At 52.6% G+C, this 26,756-nt stretch carries 23 protein-coding genes; 11 read left to right on the forward strand and 12 right to left on the reverse strand.

Annotation, left to right across the window (positions count from 1 at the left end; all coding sequences use genetic code 11):
• Positions 1-3: 3 nt before the first annotated feature.
• On the forward strand, positions 4-2,073 hold the full coding sequence (gene glyS, locus ACT3RT_RS14875) for a glycine--tRNA ligase subunit beta (protein ID WP_485902963.1): 2,070 nt from the start codon (positions 4-6) through the stop codon (positions 2,071-2,073).
• Positions 2,074-2,163: 90 nt separating this feature from the next.
• Here the strand turns inward: glyS and ACT3RT_RS14880 are convergent, their stop codons facing one another.
• Genes ACT3RT_RS14880 through ACT3RT_RS14890 form a run of 3 tightly spaced genes read right to left on the reverse strand, consistent with a single transcriptional unit; the run spans position 2,164 to position 4,852 of the window.
• Positions 2,164-2,502 (reverse strand): DMT family transporter, encoded by a 339-nt coding sequence (locus ACT3RT_RS14880; protein WP_353503747.1) that lies wholly within the window; start codon positions 2,500-2,502, stop codon positions 2,164-2,166.
• Positions 2,499-3,485, reverse strand: a complete 987-nt coding sequence (locus ACT3RT_RS14885) for a glycosyltransferase family 2 protein (protein ID WP_496203241.1) — start codon at positions 3,483-3,485, stop codon at positions 2,499-2,501. The genes ACT3RT_RS14880 and ACT3RT_RS14885 overlap by 4 nt, the downstream gene beginning before the upstream one ends.
• Positions 3,482-4,852: a hypothetical protein gene (locus ACT3RT_RS14890; protein WP_496203242.1), complete on the reverse strand. Its 1,371-nt coding sequence runs from the start codon at positions 4,850-4,852 to the stop codon at positions 3,482-3,484. Before ACT3RT_RS14890 ends, ACT3RT_RS14885 begins: the two co-directional genes overlap by 4 nt.
• Before the next feature lie 434 nt (positions 4,853-5,286).
• Here ACT3RT_RS14890 and ACT3RT_RS14895 point away from each other — a divergent pair, with 434 nt between their 5' ends.
• The 3 genes from ACT3RT_RS14895 to ACT3RT_RS14905 all read left to right on the forward strand — a co-directional run bounded on the left by ACT3RT_RS14895 (position 5,287) and on the right by ACT3RT_RS14905 (position 7,573).
• Complete coding sequence (locus tag ACT3RT_RS14895) at positions 5,287-5,610, forward strand: hypothetical protein (RefSeq protein WP_353503743.1); 324 nt, start codon at positions 5,287-5,289, stop codon at positions 5,608-5,610.
• Positions 5,611-5,859: 249 nt separating this feature from the next.
• The gene (locus tag ACT3RT_RS14900) at positions 5,860-6,582 is read left to right on the forward strand and encodes a DUF3053 domain-containing protein (RefSeq protein ID WP_034794254.1); all 723 of its coding nucleotides are present in this window, start codon (positions 5,860-5,862) and stop codon (positions 6,580-6,582) included.
• Positions 6,583-6,781: 199 nt separating this feature from the next.
• Positions 6,782-7,573, forward strand: coding sequence for a DsbA family protein (locus tag ACT3RT_RS14905; protein ID WP_485902970.1), 792 nt, complete (start codon positions 6,782-6,784; stop codon positions 7,571-7,573).
• Between the two features lie 110 nt (positions 7,574-7,683).
• On the opposite strand, the gene ACT3RT_RS14910 is transcribed toward ACT3RT_RS14905, so the two are convergent.
• The 3 genes from ACT3RT_RS14910 to ACT3RT_RS14920 form a co-directional block, all read right to left on the reverse strand.
• Complete coding sequence (locus ACT3RT_RS14910; RefSeq protein ID WP_496203243.1) at positions 7,684-8,055, reverse strand: lysozyme inhibitor LprI family protein; 372 nt, start codon at positions 8,053-8,055, stop codon at positions 7,684-7,686.
• 209 nt (positions 8,056-8,264) lie between these two features.
• Positions 8,265-8,741, reverse strand: a complete 477-nt coding sequence (locus ACT3RT_RS14915) for a lysozyme inhibitor LprI family protein (protein WP_496203244.1) — start codon at positions 8,739-8,741, stop codon at positions 8,265-8,267.
• The gene (locus ACT3RT_RS14920) at positions 8,738-11,017 is read right to left on the reverse strand and encodes a pesticin C-terminus-like muramidase (RefSeq protein ID WP_496203245.1); all 2,280 of its coding nucleotides are present in this window, start codon (positions 11,015-11,017) and stop codon (positions 8,738-8,740) included. Before ACT3RT_RS14920 ends, ACT3RT_RS14915 begins: the two co-directional genes overlap by 4 nt.
• Before the next feature lie 613 nt (positions 11,018-11,630).
• On the opposite strand from ACT3RT_RS14920, the gene ACT3RT_RS14925 reads away from it, so the two are divergent.
• The 3 genes from ACT3RT_RS14925 (at position 11,631) to ACT3RT_RS14935 (ending at position 15,468) form a co-directional block, all read left to right on the forward strand.
• On the forward strand, positions 11,631-13,544 hold the full coding sequence (locus ACT3RT_RS14925) for a PTS mannitol transporter subunit IICBA (protein ID WP_353503741.1): 1,914 nt from the start codon (positions 11,631-11,633) through the stop codon (positions 13,542-13,544).
• A gap of 87 nt (positions 13,545-13,631) precedes the next feature.
• A complete protein-coding gene (locus ACT3RT_RS14930; RefSeq protein WP_034794239.1) occupies positions 13,632-14,780 on the forward strand; it encodes a mannitol-1-phosphate 5-dehydrogenase in 1,149 nt (382 codons plus the stop codon).
• A 139-nt stretch (positions 14,781-14,919) separates the two neighbouring features.
• Positions 14,920-15,468 carry an MltR family transcriptional regulator gene (locus ACT3RT_RS14935; protein ID WP_034794420.1) on the forward strand — a complete coding sequence of 183 codons (549 nt, stop codon included), beginning with the start codon at positions 14,920-14,922 and terminating at the stop codon, positions 15,466-15,468.
• 24 nt (positions 15,469-15,492) lie between these two features.
• Here ACT3RT_RS14935 and ACT3RT_RS14940 read toward each other — a convergent pair whose 3' ends face one another.
• The gene (locus ACT3RT_RS14940) at positions 15,493-16,101 is read right to left on the reverse strand and encodes a LysE family translocator (RefSeq protein WP_353503740.1); all 609 of its coding nucleotides are present in this window, start codon (positions 16,099-16,101) and stop codon (positions 15,493-15,495) included.
• A 141-nt stretch (positions 16,102-16,242) separates the two neighbouring features.
• Here ACT3RT_RS14940 and ACT3RT_RS14945 point away from each other — a divergent pair, with 141 nt between their 5' ends.
• Positions 16,243-17,763 carry an aminotransferase-like domain-containing protein gene (locus ACT3RT_RS14945; protein ID WP_496203246.1) on the forward strand — a complete coding sequence of 507 codons (1,521 nt, stop codon included), beginning with the start codon at positions 16,243-16,245 and terminating at the stop codon, positions 17,761-17,763.
• Positions 17,764-17,828: 65 nt separating this feature from the next.
• Positions 17,829-18,191, forward strand: a complete 363-nt coding sequence (locus tag ACT3RT_RS14950) for a YibL family ribosome-associated protein (protein WP_034794235.1) — start codon at positions 17,829-17,831, stop codon at positions 18,189-18,191.
• A gap of 42 nt (positions 18,192-18,233) precedes the next feature.
• Here the strand turns inward: ACT3RT_RS14950 and yiiM are convergent, their stop codons facing one another.
• From yiiM to fdhD, 4 genes are all read right to left on the reverse strand, one after another.
• The gene (yiiM, locus tag ACT3RT_RS14955; protein WP_396131769.1) at positions 18,234-18,914 is read right to left on the reverse strand and encodes a 6-hydroxyaminopurine reductase; all 681 of its coding nucleotides are present in this window, start codon (positions 18,912-18,914) and stop codon (positions 18,234-18,236) included.
• Positions 18,915-19,031: 117 nt separating this feature from the next.
• Positions 19,032-20,972, reverse strand: coding sequence for a methyl-accepting chemotaxis protein (locus tag ACT3RT_RS14960; protein WP_353503733.1), 1,941 nt, complete (start codon positions 20,970-20,972; stop codon positions 19,032-19,034).
• Positions 20,973-21,197: 225 nt separating this feature from the next.
• Entirely contained in the window at positions 21,198-21,821 is a 624-nt protein-coding gene (gene sodA, locus ACT3RT_RS14965; RefSeq protein WP_034794232.1) for a superoxide dismutase [Mn], read from the reverse strand.
• A gap of 228 nt (positions 21,822-22,049) precedes the next feature.
• A complete protein-coding gene (gene fdhD, locus ACT3RT_RS14970) occupies positions 22,050-22,895 on the reverse strand; it encodes a formate dehydrogenase accessory sulfurtransferase FdhD (RefSeq protein ID WP_496203247.1) in 846 nt (281 codons plus the stop codon).
• Between the two features lie 225 nt (positions 22,896-23,120).
• Here fdhD and ACT3RT_RS14975 point away from each other — a divergent pair, with 225 nt between their 5' ends.
• Both ACT3RT_RS14975 and exaC read left to right on the forward strand, forming a co-directional pair.
• Complete coding sequence (locus tag ACT3RT_RS14975) at positions 23,121-23,726, forward strand: glutathione S-transferase (RefSeq protein ID WP_353504046.1); 606 nt, start codon at positions 23,121-23,123, stop codon at positions 23,724-23,726.
• Between the two features lie 178 nt (positions 23,727-23,904).
• Entirely contained in the window at positions 23,905-25,443 is a 1,539-nt protein-coding gene (exaC, locus tag ACT3RT_RS14980) for an acetaldehyde dehydrogenase ExaC (RefSeq protein WP_353503731.1), read from the forward strand.
• A 38-nt stretch (positions 25,444-25,481) separates the two neighbouring features.
• Here exaC and ACT3RT_RS14985 read toward each other — a convergent pair whose 3' ends face one another.
• The gene (locus ACT3RT_RS14985) at positions 25,482-26,720 is read right to left on the reverse strand and encodes an MFS transporter (RefSeq protein ID WP_496203248.1); all 1,239 of its coding nucleotides are present in this window, start codon (positions 26,718-26,720) and stop codon (positions 25,482-25,484) included.
• Between the last annotated feature and the right edge of the window lie 36 nt (positions 26,721-26,756).

Here is a 26,756-nt window from a genome sequence, read left to right on the forward strand (position 1 = left end):
GTGATGACTGAAAAAACTTTTCTGGTAGAAATCGGTACTGAAGAACTACCACCGAAGGCTCTGCGTAGCCTTGCTGAATCTTTTGCGGCTAACCTGACTGCGGAGCTGGATGCGGCAAATCTGCCACACGGCGAAGTAAAATGGTTCGCAGCACCGCGCCGTCTGGCGCTGAAAGTCTCCAACCTGAGCGCCACTCAGGCCGATCGCGAAGTCGAAAAACGCGGCCCGGCCGTGTCTCAGGCTTTCGATGCCGAAGGCAAACCGAGCAAAGCGGCCGAAGGCTGGGCGCGCGGTTGCGGTATTACTGTCGATCAGGCCGAGCGTCTGGTGACTGACAAAGGTGAATGGCTGGTTTACCGTGCGCACGTCAAAGGCGAAAGCGCGCAACACCTGCTGGCACCGATGGTCGCTAACTCGCTGGCCAAGTTGCCAATCCCTAAACTGATGCACTGGGGCGACTCCGACGTGCAGTTTGTACGTCCGGTTCATACCGTGACCCTGCTGCTGGGCGATGAGCTGATCCCAGGCACCATTCTGGGCATCGAGTCTGCGCGCACGCTTCGCGGCCACCGCTTCATGGGTGAAGCTGAATTCACCATCGACAATGCTGACCAGTACCCGCAAATCTTGCTGGAACGCGGCAAAGTGGTTGCCGATTATGAGCAGCGTAAAGCCCTCATCAAGCAAGATGCCGAGAAAGCTGCCAAAGAGATTGGCGGTATTGCTGACCTGAGCGAAAGCCTGCTGGAAGAAGTGGCCTCGCTGGTGGAGTGGCCGGTCGTGCTGACCGCCAAGTTCGAAGAGAAATTCCTCAAGGTGCCTGCCGAAGCGCTGGTTTACACCATGAAGGGCGACCAGAAGTATTTCCCGGTGTACGACGCTGCGGGCAAACTGCTGCCGAACTTTATCTTCGTGACCAACATTGAGTCGAAAGACCCGCAGCAGATCATTTCCGGTAACGAGAAAGTGGTTCGTCCGCGTCTGGCCGATGCCGAGTTCTTCTTCAATACCGACCTGAAAAAGCGTCTGGAAGATAACTTGCCGCGTCTGGAAACCGTTCTGTTCCAGAAACAGCTCGGCACCCTGCGTGATAAAACCAACCGTATCGAAGAGTTGTCAGGTTGGATCGCCGATAAAATCGGTGCCAACGTTGAGAACGCCAAGCGCGCTGGCCTGCTGTCTAAGTGCGACCTGATGACCAACATGGTGTTCGAGTTCACCGATACTCAGGGCGTGATGGGCATGCACTATGCGCGTCATGACGGCGAAGCGGAAGAAGTGGCCGTGGCGCTGAACGAGCAGTATCAGCCGCGCTTTGCCGGCGACCAACTGCCAGAATCGCTGGTGGCCTGTGCGCTGGCAATCGCCGACAAAATGGACACGCTGGCCGGTATCTTCGGGATTGGTCAACATCCAAAAGGCGATAAAGACCCGTTCGCTCTGCGCCGTGCTGCGCTGGGCGTGCTGCGCATTATCGTTGAGAAAAACCTGCCTCTTGACCTGCAAACCCTGACCGAAGAAGCCGTTCGCCTGTACGGCGACAAGCTGACTAACGCCAAGGCTGTGGATGAAGTGGTTGATTTCATGCTCGGCCGTTTCCGCGCGTGGTATCAGGAAGAAGGTCACGCGGTCGACACTATTCAGGCCGTATTGGCGCGTCGTCCGACCAAACCTGCTGATTTCGACGCCCGTGTGAAAGCCGTGAGTCACTTCCGTACGCTGGATGAAGCCGCGACGCTGGCCGCTGCCAACAAACGCGTTTCCAACATCCTTGCTAAGTCTACCGACACCCTGCTAGACCACGTTCACGCTTCAGTCTTGAAAGAAGCGGCAGAGCTGAAGCTGGCGACCCATCTGGTGGTGTTGCGCGACAAACTGGAACCGCTGTTCGCAGCAGGCCAGTATCAGGAAGCGCTGGTGGAGTTAGCCGCGCTGCGTGAAACCGTGGACAGCTTCTTCGATACCGTGATGGTTATGGATGAGAATGAAGCTATTCGTGTGAACCGCCTGACGCTGCTGTCCAAACTGCGTGAGCTGTTCCTGCAAGTCGCGGATATTTCTCTGCTGCAGTAAAAAGCTATTTATCACCATGCTGCATGGGTTTCAGCCCATAGCACACCAGAGGGGGCAACAATCGTTGCCCCCTCTTTTTTGGCGAAAAACTTAGCGGGAGAAAACGGTTATTACGCCCAGAATAATTAAGATCACGCCAATAGCGTATTGCGCAGTAAAACGCTCCTGAAAAATAAAATAGCTAGCCAGAGGGACTAAAATAAACGCCAGTGCCATCAAGGGATAAGCATGCCCTAGGGCTATTTTTTGTAAAACCCATACCCAGGCCAGCGTTGTTACTCCATAGAGAGCTAAAGCTGCCGTCAGGATAAGCAGTCCGCGAACAGAGGTATATGAGCCAGCATGATGGAAGCTCATCGCGCTGAGTTTGAACAGTATTTGCCCAGCCGAAATACCCAAAACGCACAGCAATGCCACGAAGTACGTCACGATTTATCCTCTATTGAGTGGGAGTGGAGGCTATCCCGCTGATGTAAAACCCGCGTCGGGATGGAGGTGGTATCGTGGCCGATAAAGGCCAAAATAAACTGAATACCTATAATGATGGGCATCGCTGCCAACATCACCGTACCGGCGGGCGTGGGTAGGCCAGTGTCCTCAGCGCTTATCCATTTAATCGAACCAAAAATCACACCAAATAATAGAAAGATTATCCCAATAGGTAGCTCGACAGAGGCAAGCGACATGTCTCGAAGATAATAATTATAAAAAATACGCTTTATAAAATTGCGGCAGTGCTTAGCCAAAAAACCACCAATGATAGCGGGAATTTTTAGATTACTTATTTCATTCCCATATTTCGAGTGCATGGGGACATCCATCACTACTGCTCGTAATATATTGAGGTGAAACAGCATATCTGTTTCGAAGAAGTAGCGGTTGCTGATTTTGTCTAAAGGGAGCTGAATGGCCACATCGCGATGCAGCGCGGTATAACCATTTGTAGGGTCAAAAATATTCCAATATCCAGACGAGAGTTTGGTCATAAAGGAAAGTACGGCATTACCGGCAAGCCTAATTCGCGGCATAGTGAGGAGATTTTCCAGATTATGAAATCGATTACCTTTGGTATAATCTGCCTCGCCGCGCAGAATGGGTTTAACAAAGTCTATTAACAGTGCAGGATCCATTTGCCCGTCACCGTCTATCTTTACCAATATCTCCATTTTCTGCTCAATCGCCAGACGATAGCCGGTCATCACGGCTCCGCCGACCCCTTTATTTTCCGGGTGTCGGACAATGTGAATACGCGGATCGCGGGTATTTTCCCGAACGTAATCCCCGCTCTGCTCTGGACAACAGTCATCCACAACAAAAATAAGCTTCATCTCAGGCCCAATAGCAGCAATTACCTGAAGAATGTGCTCCCTGACTTTGTAGCAGGGAATAATGACGGCTATGTTCGGTATCACTCTTGGCTCCCCTTTTTCTTATATTGCTGTCTATCATTTAGCAGAATTAAGGTTGCTATTAAGGCTGAGCAAAGACTCCAGACCATGTAGCGGAAATCTGCAGCAGTAGCGATAAAAAAGAGCGAAGCTGTATTAACTAAGCCACTTAAACTGACCGCAATAACTAACCCACACCGGCCTTTATTATCATCATGGTTGAGAACTCGACGCACTGATATTAACAGTGCAATAATAGCCAGCAGAGTATAGAGCCACGCTCGGTAAATAATCGACGAAGTAAAAGTATCAAAAATAGTTAATAACTTTCCCACATCCTCCATGGAGAGATGCGTGAAACTGATACCCATATATTCAGCGCGATTACCTGGTTGATAGGGATTATAAACCGGCTCGCTATCAGCACCTAAAAGTCGCGTAAATATATAGAGCCGGTGTTGTAAATAGTCACCGGGATGTGCCAATACCAGTGTTAACCAATCATGAAAGAGGGCCGATTGCTCCTTTTTCTCGAGATAGGGTGAAACTACCTCAAAGGTGGTGGTATTGACATTGGGTGAATACCTTTCCTGCAGATAACTGAACATATCGCGTTGAGGATCTATTCTTGGTAGATAATCCGGCAGCAAATTTTTATTTTCGGCAATAGAAATGGCGGCCATGTCCCAAATTAAAAGGGTGCCGGTCGAATATATGCGTACAGTTTTATGTTTTATCAATGAGCTGACAGCGGTCATTGCTATCAGCACGATGAAACAATAGGTCAGAGTTAAGGCCCAGAGGCGGTAGAGTGATTGCGTTAATTTCTTGCTGAACTGGAAACTCAAAAATAGCAGTAATATCACACCGGGAATGTACCCATTGATGCGTACTGAAATGGCATAGAATAGTGCAATTAGCGCGACGGTGATCCATCCCCAGTGAGCGTTGTTACCATAGCCAAGCAGTGCGGCGACACATAATACCAAGGCACTCATCATGCCGACGTCTTTCCAGACATGCAGAGACGTTATAATCAATGGCGGCCAAAGACCTATCACTAATAGTAATATCAAACGCGCAGCAAGACTCCGCGTGAGCTGCGTGACCAGCAGTAGCAGCGAAAGCCAATAAATAAACTGATGAAACACCAGCATGCTGCCGATGAAGCCCGTGATGTTAAGTAAGCCTCGCCAAAGGTAAACCATGATGACGGGATGGGCGTCGTTGATAGATTGCAAACCGGCAGCTTGACGATATTGCGACAGGCTATCCACCGACATAAATCCTGGATTGAAATACCAGGAAAAGAAAATGCAGCAGCTAAGAGCAAGCAAAGAAACAATGAAAAGGTTGGCGCGCTGGCTGATGGTCTTATTATCTGATTCCATTGGATGAACTCCTTGTCGCGCACGACGAAAACAGGGCTTTGCCAGTGGCTATCTACATATCTTCCGAAGTAAAGCTTTAACAAGCGTAGTTGTCGCCTCGCATATGCTCAACCTTACTAATGAAAAGAGGCACTCACTAAATTTTGGAATAAAATCTTCAAGATATGGAGTCACTAAATTTTATTTTACCTTTGTATATATATGATTCGGGTTAAAGATAGAGCAAAAAATAATCCCCTGATTTAATAGTAAGTTGAAGATTAAATTAATTGAATAGATTAGTCTGTTAATAATTCAAATTTACTATCTACCACCACACCTTTTACGTTAACTAGAAGTGATAGGTAAAACCTATATATTAATATGGAAGTAATTAACAGGCTGGTCTGCTTTTAATTTGGGTTAAGTCAAGTAAACAAAGAGAGAGAACTATTATGAATAAAACAATTATATTATCTGTTTTTATCGGGTTAACTTCCTTTGCCGGTATTGCGGCGGCGGCAGAGCAATGCCCAAAACCTGAAACGGTCGTAGCCACAAAGCAAGAAGAAGATAGTGATAAAGTCATGAGTATGGTTTATTGCTCTCCATCTGCAGATGATTGTAAGTGGAAAGGGTATGACCCTATGGCTGAAAAAGGGAGTGAGGTTGAGACTCTCTTAAACCCTAATGGGGAGCCGACGAAAAATAATGGGTTAACCTATTGTGACTATAAATTAAAAACAGGTGACCAAATTAGGATGACCCTGTCTAAATAATTTTGTTGATAGTTTTTATATAACCTCTGGGCTTATTTCTTTAATAAGATTTAAGCCTTTTTAATTTTTTGTGCAGGCCTATTTTTTCGACAATAACGCCTCTTAAGGCTGTATCACATTTTTTTAACCGCCAAGTTGTTGTTTGTATCGCATTCCCCCCAGATGTTCTATTCTATTACTCGCATGGAAAGCCCAGATCGGCACGGAACTGGCCGGTAAAAAGAACATTGAAATCAGGAGTCAGGACTCATGGCTGTAGGGATCAGAAGCAGGGCATTCGGGCGTTGGTTAGCGCCGTTTGTGGCATTGCTGGTCGTGTTTCAACTCACGGCATGCGGCGATAAAGAGCCGGAGCAACGCAAAGCTTTTATCGATTATTTGCAAAATACCGTGATGCGCAGCGGGCAGAATCTGCCGTCGCTGAGCGAAGATCAAAAACAGAAGTTCGGCAATTACGCTAACGATTACGGCATCATTCTGTCGTTCTCGCGTCAGCTGAAGTCATCGGTTGAAGGCGGTCTGGTGCCGGCGGTTAGCGCCATTGGTCAGATTCGTGCTCCGCAGGACTACATGACGCAACGCTCTGCGCTGCAACAGGCGGCGGGTTCGTTAAATCTTCTGAGTGCGCAAATTCGTGACTCGAAGAATAAAGCGGATACCGCGATGGCCGCGCTGAAGCAGCCGGATGATTTGAAAGCGGTTTATGGTCAGGTTTATTCCAATGTCGTGACCGAACCGGCTAACGTGCTGACACCGCTGGTGCCTGCGCTCAGCAGCTTCACTCAGGACATCATTGCCGTGGGCGATTACCTGCAACAGCAGGGCAATCAGGTGGCTTTCGCCAATGGCGGCGTGCAATTCCCGACTCAGCAGCAGGCAACGCAGTACAACACTATGATGTCGAATCTGGTGGGCAAACAGCAGACGCTGCTCAGCGCGCAGAAAGTCGCGCAAGGCGATTACAGCCATTAATTTCTGGTAACTCGCTGAATTATTGTTAAATAATCGAGCCACGTGGGAAACCTCGTGGCTTTTTTGTCTCTTGCGCCAGCGTCAGGATCTGTAAATTTATAAAAAATAACAATTTCTCACCTGCAACTGGCTGCGATTTACTCTACTTTTCAGCAATACATTTTCCTCTTTCCCGACTTTATCGATTAAGGATCTATGAATGAAACGTCAGACGATGACTTTGCTGGCCGCACTGGTAATGACCCCGACGCTAGCGATGGCGGCTGATGCCACCACCGCCGATTTCACCCCGGCTCAGCAAGAAGCGATTGGCAAGATTGCTGCCGATTACATGGTCGCGCACCCAGAAATTTTGGTGCAGGTGAGCCAGAAGTTGCAGGCCCAGCAGGCTGACCAGCAGCAGCAACAGGCTCAGGATGCCGTGCTGGCTAACGCCAAAGCGCTGGTGAATGACCCGGCGACGCCAAGCTATGGCCCGAAAGATGCCAAAGTCGCGTTTGTGGAGTTCTTCGATTACCAATGCCTGTATTGCAGCCGTATGGCCCCGCTGGTAGAGCAAACGGTGAAGGCCAACCCAACGGTGCGTTTCGTGTTTAAAGAGTGGCCAATCTTCGGCGATCGTTGGAAAGAGTCGATCACGGCCGCTGAAACCGGCATGGCAGTGTGGAAAGAGAAGGGCTCTCAGGCTTACTTCGACTATCACAACAGCCTTTATCGCACTGGCCATGACGAGGGTAAGTTGACTAACGCGGATATCGCCGCCGCGGTTAAAGCAGCGAAAGCCAGCACGCCAAGCGCAGAACAGCTGAAAGCGACCCATGAAGCTCTCGCATCCAATGACGAATTGGCGCGTACTTTAGGCTTCGGCGGCACGCCGGGCTTCGTGGTGATGCCAACCTCTGGCGCCACCGCTGCAAACACCACCTTATTGCCAGGTGCCGTGTCTGCCGAGGAGTTACAGGCCGCCATCGTCAAAGCTCAGGGTAAATAACCCGCTAGCCACACCTTCAGGCTCCTCGATTGGGGGGCCTGATATTTTTTCTCGCTTTGCCTTCCCCTGATACGCCGATAAAAATTTCACGTACACTCTAAGAATGAATTCTAATTGTTTTCTTTTAGATATTTTATGCGCTCAATGGTTTTATCAAGAAGGCATTGGGTATATATGCTTTGATACCCAGTTCCGGTTTGGGATTCGTATGTTTCATAATCACAACTTGTATCCCTAAATCTAATCCATATTTGTTGGGATTTTTTCAGAAATATATCTTTCGATAAAGTTTGTCCATACAAATCGCCACCTTCTTTTTTATATTTCTGCATTTGGGTAGTATACAAGTTATTTAGCTCGTGGTCTGCTTGTGCATATTTATTTTTAATATCAAGATAATTCAGCTCTTCATCCTTAGATGTTGCATATGTAAAAAAAGTTATCGTTATTAGTATGAATGTTGCTTTCTTTGGAATTATCATTGTAAATACCCCTTCCTTGAGTTAAAAATATAACGTTGATATTTTTTTAGCTCAGATTTGATGACTGTTCCCATAAGGTTGAATTATCTTAGTTAAGCAGTTATCTGACTTAGCAAAACCACCTTAAAAGATGGTTTTTTTTAAAAAAAAGCATTGCGAGAATATTAAACTGCTCTTAAGTGATTTAGTTCTGCCAACTTAATACTCATCTACTCGTCAGAATGAAGAAACTGGTTTCTGCCTTTACATTCAGTATCTGAGAATTGTTTCTCCATAAAGTCACAGTGATTTTTAATGTAGTTATTCCATTCGGGCTGCGCCTCAATTTTTGGGGCCCCATCTTTATTGGTCTCTTTGTCGATTATAACTTTTAGCTCGCGGTTTCTCTCGTATGTTTGCTGATACAAACATGCATTCTGATTTATCTTATACTCAGAACCGTCATCAGGACTATATTTGCAAATTTCATCCCTAGCTTTGATCCATAGTATCTGAGTTCTCTTAACTTCATATTTTATCTCAGGAAAAGATGTAACTATACTTTTATACAAGTAGTTGAGAAGATTATCCTCTGATTGATAGTTATTGTAAGAGCATTTTTCCAATGCGGCAGTATTCCCACTTGTACAATTTTTGTAGCCTACAGCAGAAAAACTAATTAAAGATAATAGTATTAATTTTTTCATTGAGATAATCCCTCCTCGAATAATTTGGCTTCATCTTCTCTGCGGGTTATTAACCCGTCTAACCCCTTACCAACCCAAAGTCTCTTCATTGAGCGGAACTGATTTGGAATGTCACTCAAATTTCCTGAAATAAAGTCATCATGAATATTCTTCATTTCAATGCGCGAAGCAACATTGGGTTTAACAAAGGATGTACCACGATTGATTACTAGTGAAAGCATGGCTCCTTGACAATGAGGGTGCGTGTTCAAGACTTCCGGATACGTGTCCACGACTATTTGTGCATATTTAGATTTCATTTTCATAGCTAAAGACGTCGCTTCCTCTTTGCTAATTGTTATATCACTCAATGAAGGGATAAAAGCCAAAGCATTATCACCTTTCAGTCCAATACTTTGTTCCAAACGAGTTAGCTGTTCCTCCGTAAAATAGCCAGTAAGCATGGCTTGCATTTTAGCTACGGTTTGCTGTCCTAAATCATAACCATATCCAATTGTGACGCCACTAGCATTACTACCTTGAGGTACATAAGGAGATTTTTGGTAACCTTCAGCTTTTAAAATTAAATCGGCTGATTTTTTAGATATTTTGTAAATACCCAAGCTTGTCTGGAAATCAATTGTATCGCTAAATTTTCTTGTGATTGCATCCAAAAAAACCAAAGGATGCATGTGCCACAGTGCCTCTGCGCTTCGAATTTCCGGCACCTCTTTCATCCATACCAGTGCGTTGATATGCGCGTGATTGTACTGTGCGATCGCGGGATAACGTTTCGACAACTCTGCCAGCCTCGGCCGCCATAGCGCGGAGTCCGCGTCGTGCAACCATTCGCTATGGTGCTTCACCAACAGTCGCTGCACGATGTCACGGCACCAGCTTTCACGACAGTGTAAACCACGCCATATCTCGTACCCGGACAGTTTCTGGTCCCCGTCTAAGTCCCACTTGCGCAGCCGTGTCTGGTAGTACTCCGTCAGGCTCAGCGAATACATCCCATTCTGCTTCGTCGAATGCACTTCAAGCTTTCCATAAACGTCACGCAGCCAGCTTTCCTGAAATCCTTTAGTGACGTCCGTCGGCGGCTCCTCCTGAACCAGCATGACAAAGCCCCGCGCAGACAAATCGTACTGTTCAACCTCCGTCACATCCGACGCAGGCAGCCAGCCGTTTTCCTGCTCAATGAAGTACCAGAGCTGGCCGTCAACCTCGGTCTTCTTCGCGTCAGTCAGTTTGGTAAATTGGCGGTCGCCGGTCTGGCGGGCCGAGTCTCCTTCCATCGCAACAAAGCGATTTTCTCGCTCGCGGTACCGCCACAGCGTTTTTCCCGCCTCTGACCTGAGCAGCTTCTCGCCCACACTCAGGCCCGCTTTGTTCTCCACAAAATCGGGGAAGCGGCTGTCCTGGCTAAATATCTCAAGGTGTGAAAACGCACAGGGCGCGACGCCCGGCGACTCATGGTTTCCGGCGTGGCCAATCTTTTCTCCCGCAGTCACGGCGATAAGGTCATCACCGGCCAGTGTTACCACCTGATTAAACACGTCCCGGGCTTTCGCCTTTTGCATCCAACCCGGAATGGTTGAAGGCTGACGTTTCAGGTATTTACCCAGTCCAGACACCCAGCCGGTTTCCCCCACCGCAAGCGACGAGTTTTTACCCGACGGGACGGAAATCACCCGGACAAATACAAAAGGAGAAGCGCGCCGTTGCAGAAAGAAGCTGGCCTCCTCCAGTATTTCTACCTCGGCGCCGCGAGGCAGCGTGCCGCCGCTGTCAGCGGGGGCGCCGTAGAGGGAGAGATTCTCGCCAGACGCATTGACAGGATGGCCTGCGGGTATGCCGCCGCGCGCCCAGCTACCGTCCGTGCTGTCCTGCCGGACCTTTAGGCTGCTCGCGGTAACCAAAGCAGGTTTATCACCACCGTATTTTGACAGCGGAGAGAGCTGCATCCACAGGGTATAAAAGTCTAGCGCGTCCGCCGGTTTGTCAGCGTCGGGTGTGCAGGTCGATTTGATGAGGATGAATGTAGAGGTGAATTTCAACATTTTTGGCCCGCATGGGGCTTTCAGATAGTCGTCATTCAGCCGGTAGGCTACGACATGGCCGTCGGTCATGCTGCGAAAACCGGAAGTTCCGGAAATGCTTTCTTTGAGGTGGATGCCGCCGTGCCAGTGACCTTCTGCTTTCGCCAGCCAGAACGTATCGCCGTTTGTTCCTTGCATTGCTTCCATCAGCTCGTGGGCTGACGCATACCCTTCCACGGGTAGTTCCGTTTTCATTACTCAATCCTTGAGGTAATTTGGTTGCCCCAGCATCATACTCGGCGCCATCTCAAACCAAAAAACTTTTTAAAGCTTGTTGTTCTACGCCATATAACCTCATTAGAGGGAGGGTCGAGGACATATCAGTAGTACCCAGCGCATTTCTGCCTCCCCCAACCGTAATTTTCTTTCAACCTTCCCCTCGTAAACCGGTTCATTGACGGCGCTCATACAGCTGGCCGCTTTTTATACAGATTTTTTGTCGTCATCGAAAAATAAATTGTGATGAATGTCACATTTTAATAACAAAGCGACAAAGTAAAAGTGTGATTTTAATCACATTTTAAGGGCGATAACGCGCAAAAATTATTCGTTGTACCTAAGTTTCAGGGGTGTTTTGTGATGAAAGTCACTAAAAAGTGGGGTGTGACGGGGTGGGCTGCGTGATCTTGCTCACGTAATGCGCAGCGTCTACGCGGTGCCATAATCACGTGGTAGAGTCCGCCTCGCAGACAGCAATTCGACGGACGGATTTTTAAAGCAGTGGCACGAAAACCGTATTAACCGTCACCGATAATTAACAGATATCACGCGCTCTTATTGTTAGCGCGTATCAATAGGGGTGCGTTTTATGTTTTCACCAGACGTTAAGGTCGGAGTTCAAAACTTTGGCCGCTTCCTGAGTAACATGGTGATGCCTAACATCGGGGCATTTATTGCCTGGGGTATCATCACGGCGCTGTTCATCCCAACGGGTTGGTTGCCTAACGAAACGTTAGCGAAGCTGGTTGGCCCGATGATCACTTACCTGCTGCCATTGTTGATCGGTTTCACCGGTGGACGTCTGGTTGGCGGCGACCGTGGCGGCGTGGTGGGTGCTATCACCACCATGGGCGTTATCGTCGGTGCAGACATGCCGATGTTCCTCGGTGCGATGATTGCAGGTCCGCTGGGCGGCTGGTGTATCAAGCGCTTTGACCGTCTGGTTGACGGCAAAATCAAAAGCGGCTTCGAGATGCTGGTTAACAACTTCTCAGCCGGTATCATCGGTATGCTGCTGGCGATCCTCGCCTTCTTAGCTATCGGCCCGCTGGTGGAAGCGCTGTCCAAAGTGTTGGCGGCTGGCGTGCATATCATGGTTATCCATAACCTGCTGCCACTGGCTTCTATCTTTGTTGAACCAGCGAAAATCCTGTTCCTCAACAACGCCATCAACCACGGTATCTTCTCTCCACTGGGTATCCAGCAGGCGACTGAAACCGGTAAATCAATCTTCTTCCTGATCGAAGCTAACCCAGGTCCGGGTATGGGCGTACTGATGGCCTATATGTTCTTCGGTCGTGGCAGCGCTAAACAGTCAGCTGGCGGCGCGGCAATCATCCACTTCTTCGGTGGTATCCACGAAATTTACTTCCCATACGTTCTGATGAACCCGCGCCTGCTGCTGGCGGTAATTCTGGGCGGTATGACTGGCGTGTTCACCCTGACCGTATTGAACGGCGGCCTGGTTTCTCCTGCATCTCCGGGCTCTATCCTCGCGGTTCTGGCAATGACGCCAAAAGGTACTTACTTCGCTAACATCGCGGCAATCGTGGCGGCGTTCGCGGTCTCCTTCATCGTGTCTGCTTTCCTGCTGAAAACCAGCAAAGTGAAAGAGGGCGACGATCTGGACGAAGCCACTCGCCGCGTTCAAGACATGAAAGCACAGTCTAAAGGCGGCAAAGCTTCTACCGCTGGCGTGGCTGGCGACTTGTCTACCGTGCGTAAAATCATCGTAGCTTGTGACGCAGGTATGGGTTCAAGTGCCATGGGTGCAGGCGTGCTGCGTAAGAAAGTGCAGGATGCTGGCCTGACTAACATCAGCGTCACCAACAGCGCAATTAACAGCCTGCCGGACGACGTTGACTTGGTTATTACCCACCGTGACCTGACCGAACGTGCAATGCGCCAAGTGCCACACGCACAGCACATTTCACTGACTAACTTCCTCGACAGCGGCCTGTACACTGATCTGACTGCCCGTCTGGTTGAAGTGAATAAAACCAGCCAGTACAAAGAGAAAGTGAACACCACGCTGAGCGACAGCCTGGTGAGTGAGCAAGAGAACGAACACCTGTTCCGCCTGAGCGAAAGCAACATCTTCCTCGGCTTGCAGGCGAGCAATAAAGAAGACGCGATTCGCTTCGCCGGTGAGCAGCTGGTGAAAGGCGGTTACGTTCAGCAGGAATACGTTGAAGCGATGCTGGCCCGTGAGCAGCTGACTTCCACTTACCTCGGCGAATCTATCGCAGTACCGCACGGCACTATCGAAGCGAAAGATCGCGTGCTGAAAACCGGTATCGTGTTCTGCCAGTACCCGGCGGGCATTCGCTGGGGCGATGACGAAGATGACTCAGCCCGTCTGGTTATTGGTATCGCGGCGCGTAATAATGAGCACATCAACGTGATCACCAAGCTGACCACGGCGCTGGATGAAGATGGCGTAATTGACCGTCTGGCCAACACCACCAGCGTGGAAGAGGTTCTGACCATCCTTCGCGGCTAATCAGCCAACAAGGGAAACGGTCGAGAGTATTACTAAGCGGGTCTTTCGAGACCCGCTTGTTGATTCGGACTCGAAGGAAATATTGTTATGAAAGCACTACATTTTGGCGCGGGCAATATTGGCCGTGGATTTATCGGTAAACTGTTGGCCGATGCGCAAGTTGAATTAACCTTCGCTGACGTCAGCCCTGTGCTGCTGGAAGCCTTGAACAGCCGTCATGGTTACGACGTGCACGTGGTTGGCGAGAAGGCCAGCGTCGAGCCAGTGAAAAACGTTAACGCGGTCAACAGCGCCGGTCAGGAAGCTATCGACCTGATCGCTAAAGTCGACTTGGTGACCACCGCCGTTGGCCCAACCGTGTTGGAAAAAATCGCTCCGAACGTGGCGAAAGGCCTGGTTCTACGTCACCAGCAGGGCAATGAGTCTCCGCTGAACATCATCGCTTGTGAAAACATGGTGCGCGGCACCAGCCAGTTCAAACAGCACGTGTTCAACGCGCTGCCGGAAGATGAGAAAGCCTGGGTTGAAGCGCACGTCGGCTTCGTTGACTCCGCCGTTGACCGTATCGTGCCTCCGGCTGCGGCGGGCACCACGGATCCGCTGGAAGTGACGGTTGAAACCTTCAGCGAGTGGATTGTCGATCAGACCCAGTTCAAAGGCCCGTTGCCGACTATCGCCGGTATGGAGCCAACGGATAACCTGATGGCGTTCGTCGAGCGCAAGCTGTTTACCCTGAACACCGGTCACGCGATCACCGCGTATCTCGGCCAGCAGGCAGGCCATGCCACCATCCGTGATGCAATTCTCGACGAAAAAATCCGTCTGGTGGTGCGCGGCGCGATGGAAGAGAGTGGTCAGGTGCTGATCAACCGTTACGGCTTTGACCCGCAAAAGCACTTCGCTTACATCGAAAAAATCATCACCCGTTTCGAAAACCCGTACCTGCATGACGACGTTGAGCGCGTTGGCCGCCAGCCATTGCGTAAACTGAGCGCGGGCGATCGTTTAATCAAGCCACTGCTGGGTACATTGGAATATAATCTGCCACACAACAATTTGGTGATCGGTATCGCCGCCGCAATGCACTACCGCAGCGATGAAGATCAGCAAGCCAAAGAGTGGGCAGAGTTGCTGGAAAAAGTCGGTCCAAAAGCGGCGCTGGCTCAGGTTTCAGGCCTGCCAGAAGACGGCGAAGTTGTCGCCCAAGCCGTGAGCATCTACGAGAAAAAGCACTAATTTTCAAAAATTAATGCCCAAGTGATGAAGCTACAGCGGTTCGCGCCGTTGTAGCTTCAAACACAACTGGGACTCACGGATGACTATGGACACATCAGAAGCCGTAATTCATGACGCGATTCTTAACGTAAGTAACTCGATGGAAAAAGCACAGGCGTTTGAAAACCGGGTACTGGAAAAACTGAACGCAGGCAAATCTGTGCGCAGCTTCTTGATGACTGCCGTAGAATTACTGGCTGAAGCGCTGGATATTCTGGTGATTCAGGTATTCCGCAAAGACGATTACGCGGTGAAATATGCCGTCGAGCCTTTATTGACCGGCAACGGCCCGCTGGGCGATCTGTCCGTCAGGCTCAAATTGATTTATGCGCTGGGCGTGATCAGCCGCCATGAATATGAAGACGCCGAGCTGCTAATGGCGCTGCGCGAAGAGTTAAATTATGACGGTGAAGACTATCGTTTTACCGACGATGAAATCCTTGGCCCCTTTGGCGAACTGCACTGCGTAGCCGCACTTCCCCCTGCGCCAACCTTCCTCAAACCCGGTGAAGCCGACGAATCCTTGATCGCCATGCAGCAGCAGCGCTATCAGCAAATTGTCCGTTCCACCATGGTGCTTTCCATTACCGGGCTGATTGCTCATATCAGCAATCAGCAGCCGTCGCGGCTCTCTCCCGTTCAGCGTTAATCCCTTTGTTACTTAGAAAACGCGCTAGTTAAAAGCATGGCGTAACTCGTCAAACATCAGCCAGACGGCGGTGATCGCCATCAGCCCGGCCATGATGCTATTGAACAGTTTCAGCTTCCACGTCACCCGCAGGGCCTGGCGCAGACGGTCGCCCATCACCACCCAAACCAGAATGCACGGCAGGTTGATCAGCGCGAAACCGATACAAATCATCAAGGTATGGCTTAACAATGCCCCTTCGCGCGGAGTGAAGAGGATCGCCACGTTGGTCGCCATCAGCCAGGCTTTGGGGTTCACCGCCTGAAACAGCGCGCCGTGGATCATCTTCATCGGTGCTTGCTCCGCACCTTCTCCGGGCGTGCCGGAGCGATAAATTTTCCACGACAGCCAGAACAGATAGGCGCAGCCCAACACCGCCATAGGCAGGCGGATCACCTGCATCCAGCTGAGTAAAATCGCCAAAAGAGAGGTGGTGAGTGCGCACTGGATCACGCAGCCAAGGGTGATGCCGAGCATCATCGGCACGGTGCGGCGCAGGCCGAAATTCACGCCAGAGGCGGCGAGTAAAATGTTATTCGGGCCGGGCGTTATCGACATGACGGTGACGTAACTGACAAAAGCGGTGTCCAGCATAGGGCGTTCCTCGGAAAAAAATCTGTACCGCCAGAGTAAACAGTCAGTCAGTTAGGTAACAGAACCAAAAATAAGCTATTGTCATGGTTACAGTTGTACTAAAAATAAACTGTACTCATTCAATTTTGCGGAACTGACACCATGGCCGAGATGCTAACCCCTTTGATCGATGCAAACAGCGCGGGCGACACGCGCTACAACCTGTTGGCCGATAATCTGGCTGAGGCGATTCGGCGCGGCACCTTGCCCGCTGGCAGCCGTTTGCCTTCGGTGCGGCGCTCGGCCCAGACCTATTCGGTCAGCATTAATACCGTGGTGGCGGCCTATCGCCGGTTGGAAGATCGCGGGCTGATTGAAGCGCGGCCGCAGTCGGGATTCTACGTGCGCACGGCGCTCCCGGCCCTGGAGGTGCGGCACTTGCCCCACGGGCCAGCGGCGGAGCCAGCCGACAACGTGCTGGACCTGATCGATACCGTGTTTGCCGCGCAAATCAACCCGGCCTACACCAATCTCTCGCTGGCTTGCCCGCAGGCCAACGACTTCTACCCCGGCGCCAAGCTGGGGCGCATCATGTCCTCGCTGCTGCGCCGCCAGCCACACTTGATTGGCCAGTACGCGCTGCCGCCGGGGAATCTGCCGCTGCGCCAGCAAATCGCCCGGCGCTCGCTGGCTCTGGGCATGATGCTGGAAGCCGCCGACATCACTCTGACCCACGGCTGTATGGAAGCGCTGCAACTGGCGCTGCGCGTCATCACCCAGCCGGGCGACAGCGTCGGGCTGGAGACGCCGACCTACTTCTATTTGCTGCCGCTGCTGGCGAGCCTTGGGCTGAAAGCGGTGGAAATCCCTACCGATCCGCAGACCGGCCTGTCTCTCGACGCCCTTGAATTGATGCTCAATGAGAAGCGGCTAAACGCGGTGATCGCCATGCCAACCGCGCAAAACCCTATGGGCTTCACTATGCCGCTGGCGGCGAAAAAACGGCTGGCGCGCCTGATGAACGATCATCGCGTGCCGCTGATAGAAGACGGACTGTATGCCGAAATTCAGTTTAGCGACGCGCTCTCTCCGGCGGTGAAATCCTTCGACAAGTTCGGCTGGGTGCTGTTTTGCACCAGCTTCACCAAGACGCTGGCCCCCGATTTTCGCATTGGCTGGATTGCGGGCGGGCGCTTCGCCGACAAACTTCGCAAGCTGAAGGCGGTGTCGTCGATGACCGAGTCCTCTTTGCTGTCGCAAACGCTGGCGGTGTTCCTCGAGTCAGGGGGTTACGACCACCATCTGCGCAGTTTACGCCGCCGCTATGAGGCGCAGGTCGACGAAGCGCGAGCGCTGATTGCGCAATATTTCCCGCAGGGAACTCGCTCCACTCGGCCGATGGGCGGTTTTGTGTTTTGGGTAGATTTCCCGGCGGACGTGGATACCGTGGCACTCTTTAAGCAGCTGATTGAAGAGAAAATCTGCCTGACGCCGGGCACGCTGTACTCGCCGAGCGGGCGCTACAGCAATGGCCTGCGGCTCTCCTGCTGTTATCCTTTCGACGTGCGTTACACCGCCGCGCTGGCGCGCCTGGGGCAGCGAGCCTGTGAGATGAGCGGCCTGCCGCCGGGGCTGGCGGAAACTACCGATGATGCGCGGGCTGATGAAACCCGCACTTCCTGATACAATAGCGGCTATTGTGTTTAGCAACATCGTGCCCGCTGCGGCACCTACGGGTCGAAAATACTATGAAAGAAGTCGAAAAAGCCGAAATCAAACGCCTCAGTGACATGCTGGACGCGTTGAACCACAAAGATGCGACCGTTATCCAACAGGGTAACGCTGAGCTGATTGCCAAGCATGAAGAAGAGAAAGAGAAGCTGGCGGCCGAAATCGCTCGCCTGAAAGACGTGCGCGTTAAGAAGCTGAGCAAAGAAGCGCAAAAGCTGGAAACGCTGCCATTTAGCCGCGAAATCACTAAGAAAGAGCAGGCCGACATGGGCACGCTGAAGAAAACCGTGCGTGGCATCGTGGTGGTTCACCCGATGACCGCGCTGGGCCGCGAAATGGGCCTGAAAGTGGTGACCGGTTACGCCAAAAAAGCCTTCTAAGCCGCGAATCTCCTCCCTGCATCGCGCAGGGAGGAGCTAAAATCATTTACCCGCCGAACCAAACAACCTTCTGCCAAAATCCTCAATCTTGCGATTAATCAGCCGCATCTGCATGGTTTTATTCCAGCTGGCGGACAGCCCCGCTGCGTTCATTAATCGGCGATACTGCTCTTCGTCGAAAGGCATGTTGAAAGCGATGGAAATCGCCTCAGCCACCGACACGTCGCTGTTGCGGGTCATCAATTCAAAGGGTTTATCTCCGCTCACGCTGCCAGTGGCGATCACGCGGTAGAGCCAGCCGCATTTGCCGGTGTCTTGTAGCACCTGCGACATCTGCGGGCAGTGCAAAAAGGTATTGAGCTTGTAGCAGGGGGATCGCGGCTGAGTGACCTGAATCAGCGCGTCGCCCCAACGGAAAATATCGCCGATAAAGACGTTAGCTTCTGTCAGGCCGAGGGTGGATAAATTTTCCCCAAAGGCGGGCGGATGGAAACGCTCTTCCTGCTCGGGAAAGTGCTGGCGCAGCCACGCATAGTGCTCGCGGGGGAAGTGGCATAAGGCGCGATCTGGCCCGCCGTGGTAGCTGCTTTCGGCCTGCTCGTCACCTTCTAATCCTAGCGCTTTGAGCTGTAAAATACCGTCTACCTGCCGTTTGCCGATGGCGCTCGGTCTGTCATTCTCATAGGGTTTGACCGCGCCGATATACACGTCCGGGTAATGCATAAAAACCTCCTGTCTTGTCGTTGCCCCTGGTGCTTCAGCATACCCCGCAATTGCCCGGCTAAACAGGCGAAAAAAAATGCGCCCGATGGGGCGCATTTCACGGGGAGGGCGACAGGCTTAGAAAGTTTCCCAATTATCCTGACTGACACCCGCCGGGCGCGGCAGCAGCGGAGACTGCAACTGCGGCGCGCGCGGAGTGACTGACGCACTCTTGCTGTCACTGTCCGACAGGCGGAACACCGACACGGCTTCGGTCAGCAGGCGTGACTGCTCTTCGAGAGAGTCGGCGGCGGCGGCAGACTGCTCAACCAGCGCGGCGTTCTGCTGGGTGGTGCTGTCCATCTCGACAATGGCTTGGGAAATCTGCGTGATGCCCCGGCTCTGCTCGTCAGACGCGGAGGCAATCTCGCCCATAATGTCGCGCACGTTGGTCACCGACTGCACGATATCCTGCATGGTGCGCCCGGTACTTTCGACCAGCTTGGCCCCGGTATTCACTCGCTCGACCGACTCGGCAATCAACCCTTCAATCTCTTTGGCGGCCTGCGCGCTGCGCTGGGCCAGCGTGCGAACTTCAGAAGCCACCACCGAGAAGCCGCGCCCTTGCTCACCGGCGCGGGCAGCTTCCACCGCCGCGTTCAGCGCCAGAATGTTGGTCTGGAAGGCGATACCGTTGATAACGGAGGTTATCTCGGCGATGCGCTTGGAGCTGCTGGAGATCTGCTGCATGGTGAGCACCACGTCGCCGACCTGCTTGCCGCCGAGGGTGGCGGTTTGCGAGGCGTCAGAGGCCAATTTGCTGGCATGGTGGGCGTTCTCTGCGTTTTGTTTCACTGTCGAACTGAGCTGCTCCATGCTGGCGGCCGTCTCTTCCACTGCCGCCGCCTGCTGTTCGGTGCGCGAGGATAAATCAGTATTCCCCGCGGCAATTTCCGCCGCCGCGTGGGACACCTGACCGACGCCCGTACGAATTTCATAAATCATATTGCGCAGGTTCTGGCTCATTCCGGCCACGGCGTTCATCAACATGCCCAGCTCGTCGCGGCGGGCGGTAGGCTGCGCCGCCGTGAGATCCCCCTTGGCAATCAGCTCGGCGGTGGCCAGCGTGGCACGCAGCGGATGGGTTAACTGGCGGGTGATGTGCCACGAGAATAGGGTGCCGATAACCAGCACCGCCAGCGTAATAATACCCATCAGCATCAGCGCTTTGTTGATGTCGGCGTGGGTGCTCTCCAGCTCGTTTTTGAAGATATCCGCCACTAATGCGTTCATATCATTGGCTTTTACCGCCAAGATTTGCGAGGCCGCCTTCTCGCGCTCGACGGCAGGCAGGTAAGCCACGACGTGTGATTTATAGCTCGCCAGCGCGTTCATCAGCGGGGCCAGCGTCTCTTGCTGGTTTGGCAACAGCAGGGCGTTGAGCTTGGTGGCATTGGCCTTGGTATCGTCAATCGCCTGCAATAATGGCACTTCTGACGCCTGAGTTGGGCTGAGCAGCAGGCCGCGAACGTAATAGCGGATGCTGATCAGCTTCTGAATCACTTCAGAAAGCGACATGCGAATCGACGGATCTACATCTTCTACCCGCAGCTGTTCTTGCAAGCGTTTGAGGATGTCCTCAGTGTCCGACAAGTTCCAGCTCTTGCGCACCGCGTCTTTTTCATCCACCGCGTGTTTGAAAGCCGCCTGCGCCTGTTTGTATTCACTAATTTTTACTGGCACCTGATCTAAATTGGCTTGATTCTTCGGCTCCCAGCTCATCTTGCCTTTGGACTCTTGTAGTAACTGCTCAACTTGGCCGATAAGTTGCTGGTTTTTCTCCAGATAAACGGGGTCGTAATTGAATTGGTATAAGGTGCGATTAAGACGTGCGTCGTGCAATAAGGTATTAATTTGATTGCTGAAATCAACCTTATCGGCCCGCTGGTCGATGCTTTTGAACTTCATCATCCCCACGGCGGATATCACCACGGCAATCAGCAAAATAAACCCCAGGCCCAGCCCGAGTTTGGTGCCGACTTTTAGATTATCGATGCGCTGTACTAAACCCATTCCCATCAGTATTTTCCCCCAACGTCCATGCTTAAAAAGAGATGCCTTTGTGAAGGGTCTATCGGAATGACTTAAGCCAAACTTTAGGGGGGTGAGGCAGGATATTTAAGAAGTGCGAGCAAGGTCTGAAAATTGAGAGAAAAGGCTGCAACAAGGGGGCGAAAAATGGGCGTAAAAAAGGCGGGGAAGCCCCCGCCTAATGTGCGTTTCTGAACCCCTAGGGGCGCGAAATTACTTCGCTTCAGCCAGACGTTTTGCCGCTTCGTCCCAGTTCACAACGTCCCAGAATGCTTTGATGTAGTCAGGGCGTTTGTTCTGGTATTTCAGGTAGTAAGCGTGTTCCCAAACGTCCAGGCCCAGCAGAGGGTAGCCAGATGCGCCAGAGATTGCTTCACCCATCAGCGGGCTGTCTTGGTTAGCAGTAGAAACTACCGCCAGTTTGCCGTCGGTTTTCAGCACCAGCCACGCCCAGCCTGAGCCGAAACGAGTAGTTGCTGCTTTCTCGAAGGTTTCTTTGAAAGCGTCAACGCTGCCGAAGTCACGTTCGATTGCCGCTTTCAGGTCGCCCTGCAGGGTGGTACCGGTTTTCAGGCCTTTCCAGAACAGGCTGTGGTTAGCGTGGCCACCTGCGTTGTTGCGCAGAGCAACTTTCTTGTCAGCTGGCACTTTGTCCAGGTTGGCAATCAGTTCTTCAACAGACAGTTTTGCCAGTTCTGGCAAGCTTTCCAGCGCAGCGTTAGCGTTGTTAACGTAGGTCTGGTGGTGTTTAGTGTGATGGATTTCCATCGTCTGTTTGTCGAAATGCGGTTCGAGTGCGTCGTATGCGTAAGGCAGTGATGGCAGTGAATAACTCATGTTCATCGTCTCCATAGTGTAGGGCGGCACCGTCATTGTGAGCACCGCGTAATCAGTAGGATCATTATAGTTAATTAAATGATATTGAAAATGATTATCTATGCTCCGCACTTTGTGCGGGTATTGTCTCAGGCCCGTCAGGCGGGGCTTTCGGCCGCCCTTAGAGCAAGTACAAATAAGCTGGTAATAAACAATCTAACGCTGAATTGAGAGCAATCCGACGCGGGCTCAGCCCCTCAACCTCTGTGGATGAGTATAGACCGTCGCCCGCCCCGGCTTGCTGAAGCCGACCAGCGTCAGGTTACAGCGTTCGGCGACATCCACCGCCAGTTGCGTGGCGGCGGAGACGGCAAACAGAATTTCGACGCCGCACATTGCGGCTTTCTGCACCATTTCATAGCTGGCGCGGCTCGATACCAGCGCCGCGCCCTGCTGCCAGTCGGCTTTCTTGGCCCGCACGCCGAGGATTTTATCCAGCGCGACGTGGCGGCCGACGTCTTCACAGCCGCCGAGCAGTTCGCCCTGTGGGCTAATCCATGCTCCGGCGTGAGTGCAGCCGGTGAGCTGGCCGATGGTTTGCACCGATTTCAACTGACTCAGCGCCTGATCTAACAGCGCTAAATCAAAGGTTTGAGTAAAAGGCAGCGGCTTGAGCGGGCGGAACAGATCGCCAAGCTGCTCAATGCCACACACGCCGCAGCCGGTGCGTCCGGCCATCGCGCGGCGGCGCTCTTTTAAACCGCTAAAACGTCGGGTTGATAACTCGATGTTAACTTCGATGCCATTGCAGTTGGATGACACATCCATACCGTAAATGTCAGAGACGGATTCGATAATGCCTTCTGATAAAGAAAATCCGAGCGCGAAGGCGTCGAGATCTTTTGGCGACGCCATCATCACCACGTGAGAGATGCCGTTGTAGACCAGTGCTACCGGCACTTCTTCGGCGATCCAGTCATCTTCTGGCGCATCCAGATGCCCGCGCTGCATCACCGGCTTGCGGGTCGCCCCGACAATCGCCGTCCGGGTCTGATCGCCTTTTTCGTCAGAAGGGTTCTGGCGCAGAACATCCATCGAAATAACCTTTTAAACACTACGAAATTTAAACAATATTTTAACGCTTCGCTTCTCAGAGGGGAAAGCCTGATTGCGCAAAACCGAGGCTGACGCGGCAGAAAGGCATTTTTGGTGTAGGACGCGTGAAGGGCAATTCTTAAAAATGGCGCTTTGCGCGGCGTAGCTTGGTAAAGCGGGGCTTGGCTGCTAGCTTTAAAATAGGTCTTAACGCGGGAGAATATGATGAAGCTAGTCGGCAGCTACACCAGTCCATACGTGCGTAAAATCTCAGTCATGCTGCTGGAGAAGGGCATTCCTTTTGAGTTTGTGAATGACCCGCCGAGCGAGCCGGGCAGCAAAATCACCGACTATAACCCGCTGGGCAAAGTGCCCGCGCTGGTCACTGACGAGGGCGAGGTGTTTTACGATTCGCCGATCATCGTGCAGTTTATCGAGTTGCAGAATGCTTCCCCTACGCTGCTGCCGTGGCAGCCCCTTGAGGCATTGCGGGTTAAACAGATTGAGGCGCTGGCCGATGGCGTGACCGACGCCGCCGTGGCGTTGGTGTTAGAGAGCAAGCGCGATGCTGACAAACGTAATGAAGAGTGGGTGGTGAAACAGCGCGCCAAGGTGCTGCGCGGCCTCGACACCCTTGAGCAGCATGCCAAAAACTGCACGTTGTTGAATGGCGAAAGCCTGAACGTGGCGGATATCGCCGTCGCCTGCGCACTGGGATATATCAACTATCGCCGCGTGGCTCCCGGCTGGTGCGTCGAGCGCCCGAAGCTGGTTTCGCTGGTAGAGCGCCTGTTCCAGCGCGAAAGCTTTTCCCGCACCGCGCCGCCTTAATCTAGCCCTTTCTCGCCGATCTATCCCCCTTTGAGCATCTCGTGCGCCTCCGGCTGAAAAGTTGTGAGGCCGCTCGAAGAGTTCCCTTTACATCCCGCCCTCCATCTCCTTACTGCCTACGCTTTATACAGCGTTCTGCGTTTTACTCTCGTTCAAGGCAGCATAAAGGAGATTCACCATGGCTTATGACAAGACCCCGCACGCCGTAAAACCCGAAGAGTATGGTTTCCCGCTGAAACTGAAAAAACGTTATGACAACTTTATCGGCGGCGAGTGGGTCGCGCCGGTGAAGGGAGAATACTATTCCAACCTGACGCCAATTACCGGCGAGGCGCTGTGCGAAGTGGCCAGCTCCAGCAAAGATGATATTGAACTGGCGCTGGACGCCGCCCACGCCGCCAAAGCCGCGTGGGGCAAGACTTCAGTGCAGGAGCGCGCCAATCTGCTGCTCAAAGTCGCTGATCGTATGGAGCAAAATCTCGAGCTGCTGGCGAATGCCGAAACCTGGGATAACGGTAAGCCGATCCGCGAAACCTCGGGGGCCGATGTGCCGTTGGCTATTGACCATTTCCGCTATTTCGCCTCTTGCGTCCGTGCGCAGGAAGGGGGCATCAGTGAAATCGACAGCGAAACCGTGGCTTACCATTTCCACGAACCGCTGGGCGTGGTGGCACAGATTATTCCGTGGAACTTCCCCCTGCTGATGGCCTGCTGGAAGATGGCACCGGCGCTGGCGGCGGGTAACTGCATTGTGATGAAACCTGCCAAGCTGACCCCGCTTTCCGTGCTGCTGCTGATGGATCTGCTGAAAGACATTCTGCCCGCTGGAGTCATCAACGTGGTTAACGGCGCGGGGGGCGAGATTGGCGAATATCTGGCGACGTCTAAACGCATCGCCAAAGTGGCCTTTACCGGCTCCACCGAAGTGGGCCAGCAGATTGCCGGATACGCCGCGCAAAACCTGATCCCCGCCACGCTGGAGCTGGGCGGCAAGTCGCCGAACATCTTTTTTGCGGACGTAATGGACAAAGAAGACAGCTTCTTCGACAAGGCGCTGGAGGGCTTCACCCTGTTTGCCTTCAACCAGGGCGAGGTCTGTACCTGCCCGAGCCGCGCCTTGGTGCAAGAGTCAATTTACGAACGCTTTATGGAAAGGGCGATCAAGCGCGTGGAGGCTATTCGCACCGGCAACCCGCTGGACGCGGATACCCAGATGGGCGCGCAGGTGTCGGCGGGCCAGATGAAAACCATTCTGGACTATATCGAAATTGGCAAGAAAGAGGGCGCTCAGGTGCTGACCGGCGGTGCACGCAAGAAACTGGAAGGCTCGCTCAATGAGGGTTATTACCTGCAACCGACCATCTTGCTGGGTAAAAACAACATGCGCGTGTTCCAGGAGGAGATCTTCGGGCCAGTGCTGGCCGTCACAACCTTTAAAGACATGGACGAGGCGCTGGAGATTGCCAACGATACGGCTTACGGGCTGGGAGCTGGGGTGTGGAGCCGCGACGGCAGCGTGGCCTACCACATGGGGCGGAACTTGCAGGCGGGGCGCGTTTGGACTAATTGTTACCATGCCTATCCGGCCCACGCGGCCTTCGGCGGCTATAAACAGTCGGGCATCGGACGCGAAACCCACAAGATGATGTTGGACCACTATCAGCAGACCAAGTGCCTGCTGGTCAGCTATTCCGATAAGCCGATGGGTCTGTTTTAAGCATAAAAAGAAGGTCCGCTATTGCGGACCTTTTTCTGCTACACCACGCTGTTCGGTGCGATGAACACCTGACGGCGGCGGATAAACACGGCCACTAAGGCTAACCAGCACAGTCCGCTTATCAGGTTGAAAAGGTTAAATAAACCACTTCCCCCCTCGACGTAAGCCACTTTCGCCAGCTCAATGCCCAGCGTAAACACCGCCATGCTGATCATCCCCATCGCGGCGGATACCGTGCCTTTGCTCATGGTGCTGGAGAACAGCGTTAAGCGATATAAGCCGGCGTTAGCCACCCCAATGCCGAAAGCGTAGAGGCTCAGCCCTGCGGTCATCCAGAAGTAGGCGTGGCCCGACAGCAGGGTGGCCGCCGCGGCAATAATCAGTCCGACTACCATGGGTCCGGCACCCAGCTTGATTAACTGCTCGACGCTGCGTTTGCCGGTCAGCTTTGCCAGCGTGATATTGCCGATGATGAGCGCGCCGAAAATCGGCACCTGCAACAGGCCGTACTCAAACGGTGGCAGGCCTTCGCCGCTGATCAGAATCACCGGAGATTGGGCAATCCACGCCAGCAGCGGCAGGCTGGCAAAGCCAATGGCGAGCGCGCCGCACAGGAACTGACGGTTTTTCAGCACCTCTTTATAGTCTTTCCACAGGCTCTTCATGGAGAAGCTTTCGCCCAGGCGCGATGCGGTTTCCGGCATTGATTTCCACAGGCCCCAGAAGGCAATGGCGGCCAGCAGGGCGAACAGCACGAACATGGTTTCCCAAGGCGCGAACTGCACCAGCGCGGCTCCGGCCAGCGGCCCGAGTAGCGGCGCTATCAGCGCGACGTTAGCCATCATGGCGGTGATTTTAATGCACACCGACTCTTCGAAAGATTCCTGAATCGCTGCATACCCCACCGCGCCGATAAAGCACAGGCTAATCCCCTGTAAAAAGCGCATCACCATAAATTGCTCGATGCTTTGGGCGAACAAAATCGCCAGACAGGTTACGATGAAGAAACCGACCCCGGCCAGCATCACCGGCCGACGCCCACGGCGATCCGACAGCGGCCCGAGCAGCCATTGCAGGAACATGCCGCCAGCTAAATAGGCGGTCATCGAGGTTGGAACCCACTCTTCGCCAGCGTTAAAATTCGCCACCACGGCCAGCATGCCGGGTTGGATCATATCGTTGCCGATATAAGTGGCGAATTCAAAAAGCACCAGACAAAGCGGGAACAGAAGCGCCCGCCGATCCAAAAGGGACGCGGTATTTGGAGAGTTATGCATGTTGTTATTTCACGACGTAAGGCTAGATCACGGGAA

Source organism: Ewingella sp. AOP9-I1-14 (assembly GCF_052375995.1).
In the GTDB taxonomy this organism is placed as follows: domain Bacteria; phylum Pseudomonadota; class Gammaproteobacteria; order Enterobacterales; family Enterobacteriaceae; genus Ewingella; species Ewingella allii.

Excerpts from the sequence above, each read along its gene's own strand:
- glyS (WP_485902963.1), top strand. The coding sequence starts at position 4 with ATGACTGAAAAAACTTTTCTGGTAGAAATCGGTACTGAAGAACTACCA.
- ACT3RT_RS14890 (WP_496203242.1), bottom strand. The coding sequence starts at position 4,852 with ATGGAATCAGATAATAAGACCATCAGCCAGCGCGCCAACCTTTTCATT.
- ACT3RT_RS14895 (WP_353503743.1), top strand. The coding sequence starts at position 5,287 with ATGAATAAAACAATTATATTATCTGTTTTTATCGGGTTAACTTCCTTT.
- ACT3RT_RS14900 (WP_034794254.1), top strand. The coding sequence starts at position 5,860 with ATGGCTGTAGGGATCAGAAGCAGGGCATTCGGGCGTTGGTTAGCGCCG.
- ACT3RT_RS14905 (WP_485902970.1), top strand. The coding sequence starts at position 6,782 with ATGAAACGTCAGACGATGACTTTGCTGGCCGCACTGGTAATGACCCCG.
- ACT3RT_RS14910 (WP_496203243.1), bottom strand. The coding sequence starts at position 8,055 with ATGATAATTCCAAAGAAAGCAACATTCATACTAATAACGATAACTTTT.
- ACT3RT_RS14915 (WP_496203244.1), bottom strand. The coding sequence starts at position 8,741 with ATGAAAAAATTAATACTATTATCTTTAATTAGTTTTTCTGCTGTAGGC.
- ACT3RT_RS14920 (WP_496203245.1), bottom strand. The coding sequence starts at position 11,017 with ATGAAAACGGAACTACCCGTGGAAGGGTATGCGTCAGCCCACGAGCTG.
- ACT3RT_RS14925 (WP_353503741.1), top strand. The coding sequence starts at position 11,631 with ATGTTTTCACCAGACGTTAAGGTCGGAGTTCAAAACTTTGGCCGCTTC.
- ACT3RT_RS14930 (WP_034794239.1), top strand. The coding sequence starts at position 13,632 with ATGAAAGCACTACATTTTGGCGCGGGCAATATTGGCCGTGGATTTATC.
- ACT3RT_RS14935 (WP_034794420.1), top strand. The coding sequence starts at position 14,920 with ATGGAAAAAGCACAGGCGTTTGAAAACCGGGTACTGGAAAAACTGAAC.
- ACT3RT_RS14940 (WP_353503740.1), bottom strand. The coding sequence starts at position 16,101 with ATGCTGGACACCGCTTTTGTCAGTTACGTCACCGTCATGTCGATAACG.
- ACT3RT_RS14945 (WP_496203246.1), top strand. The coding sequence starts at position 16,243 with ATGGCCGAGATGCTAACCCCTTTGATCGATGCAAACAGCGCGGGCGAC.
- ACT3RT_RS14950 (WP_034794235.1), top strand. The coding sequence starts at position 17,829 with ATGAAAGAAGTCGAAAAAGCCGAAATCAAACGCCTCAGTGACATGCTG.
- yiiM (WP_396131769.1), bottom strand. The coding sequence starts at position 18,914 with ATGCATTACCCGGACGTGTATATCGGCGCGGTCAAACCCTATGAGAAT.
- ACT3RT_RS14960 (WP_353503733.1), bottom strand. The coding sequence starts at position 20,972 with ATGGGAATGGGTTTAGTACAGCGCATCGATAATCTAAAAGTCGGCACC.
- sodA (WP_034794232.1), bottom strand. The coding sequence starts at position 21,821 with ATGAGTTATTCACTGCCATCACTGCCTTACGCATACGACGCACTCGAA.
- fdhD (WP_496203247.1), bottom strand. The coding sequence starts at position 22,895 with ATGGATGTTCTGCGCCAGAACCCTTCTGACGAAAAAGGCGATCAGACC.
- ACT3RT_RS14975 (WP_353504046.1), top strand. The coding sequence starts at position 23,121 with ATGAAGCTAGTCGGCAGCTACACCAGTCCATACGTGCGTAAAATCTCA.
- exaC (WP_353503731.1), top strand. The coding sequence starts at position 23,905 with ATGGCTTATGACAAGACCCCGCACGCCGTAAAACCCGAAGAGTATGGT.
- ACT3RT_RS14985 (WP_496203248.1), bottom strand. The coding sequence starts at position 26,720 with ATGCATAACTCTCCAAATACCGCGTCCCTTTTGGATCGGCGGGCGCTT.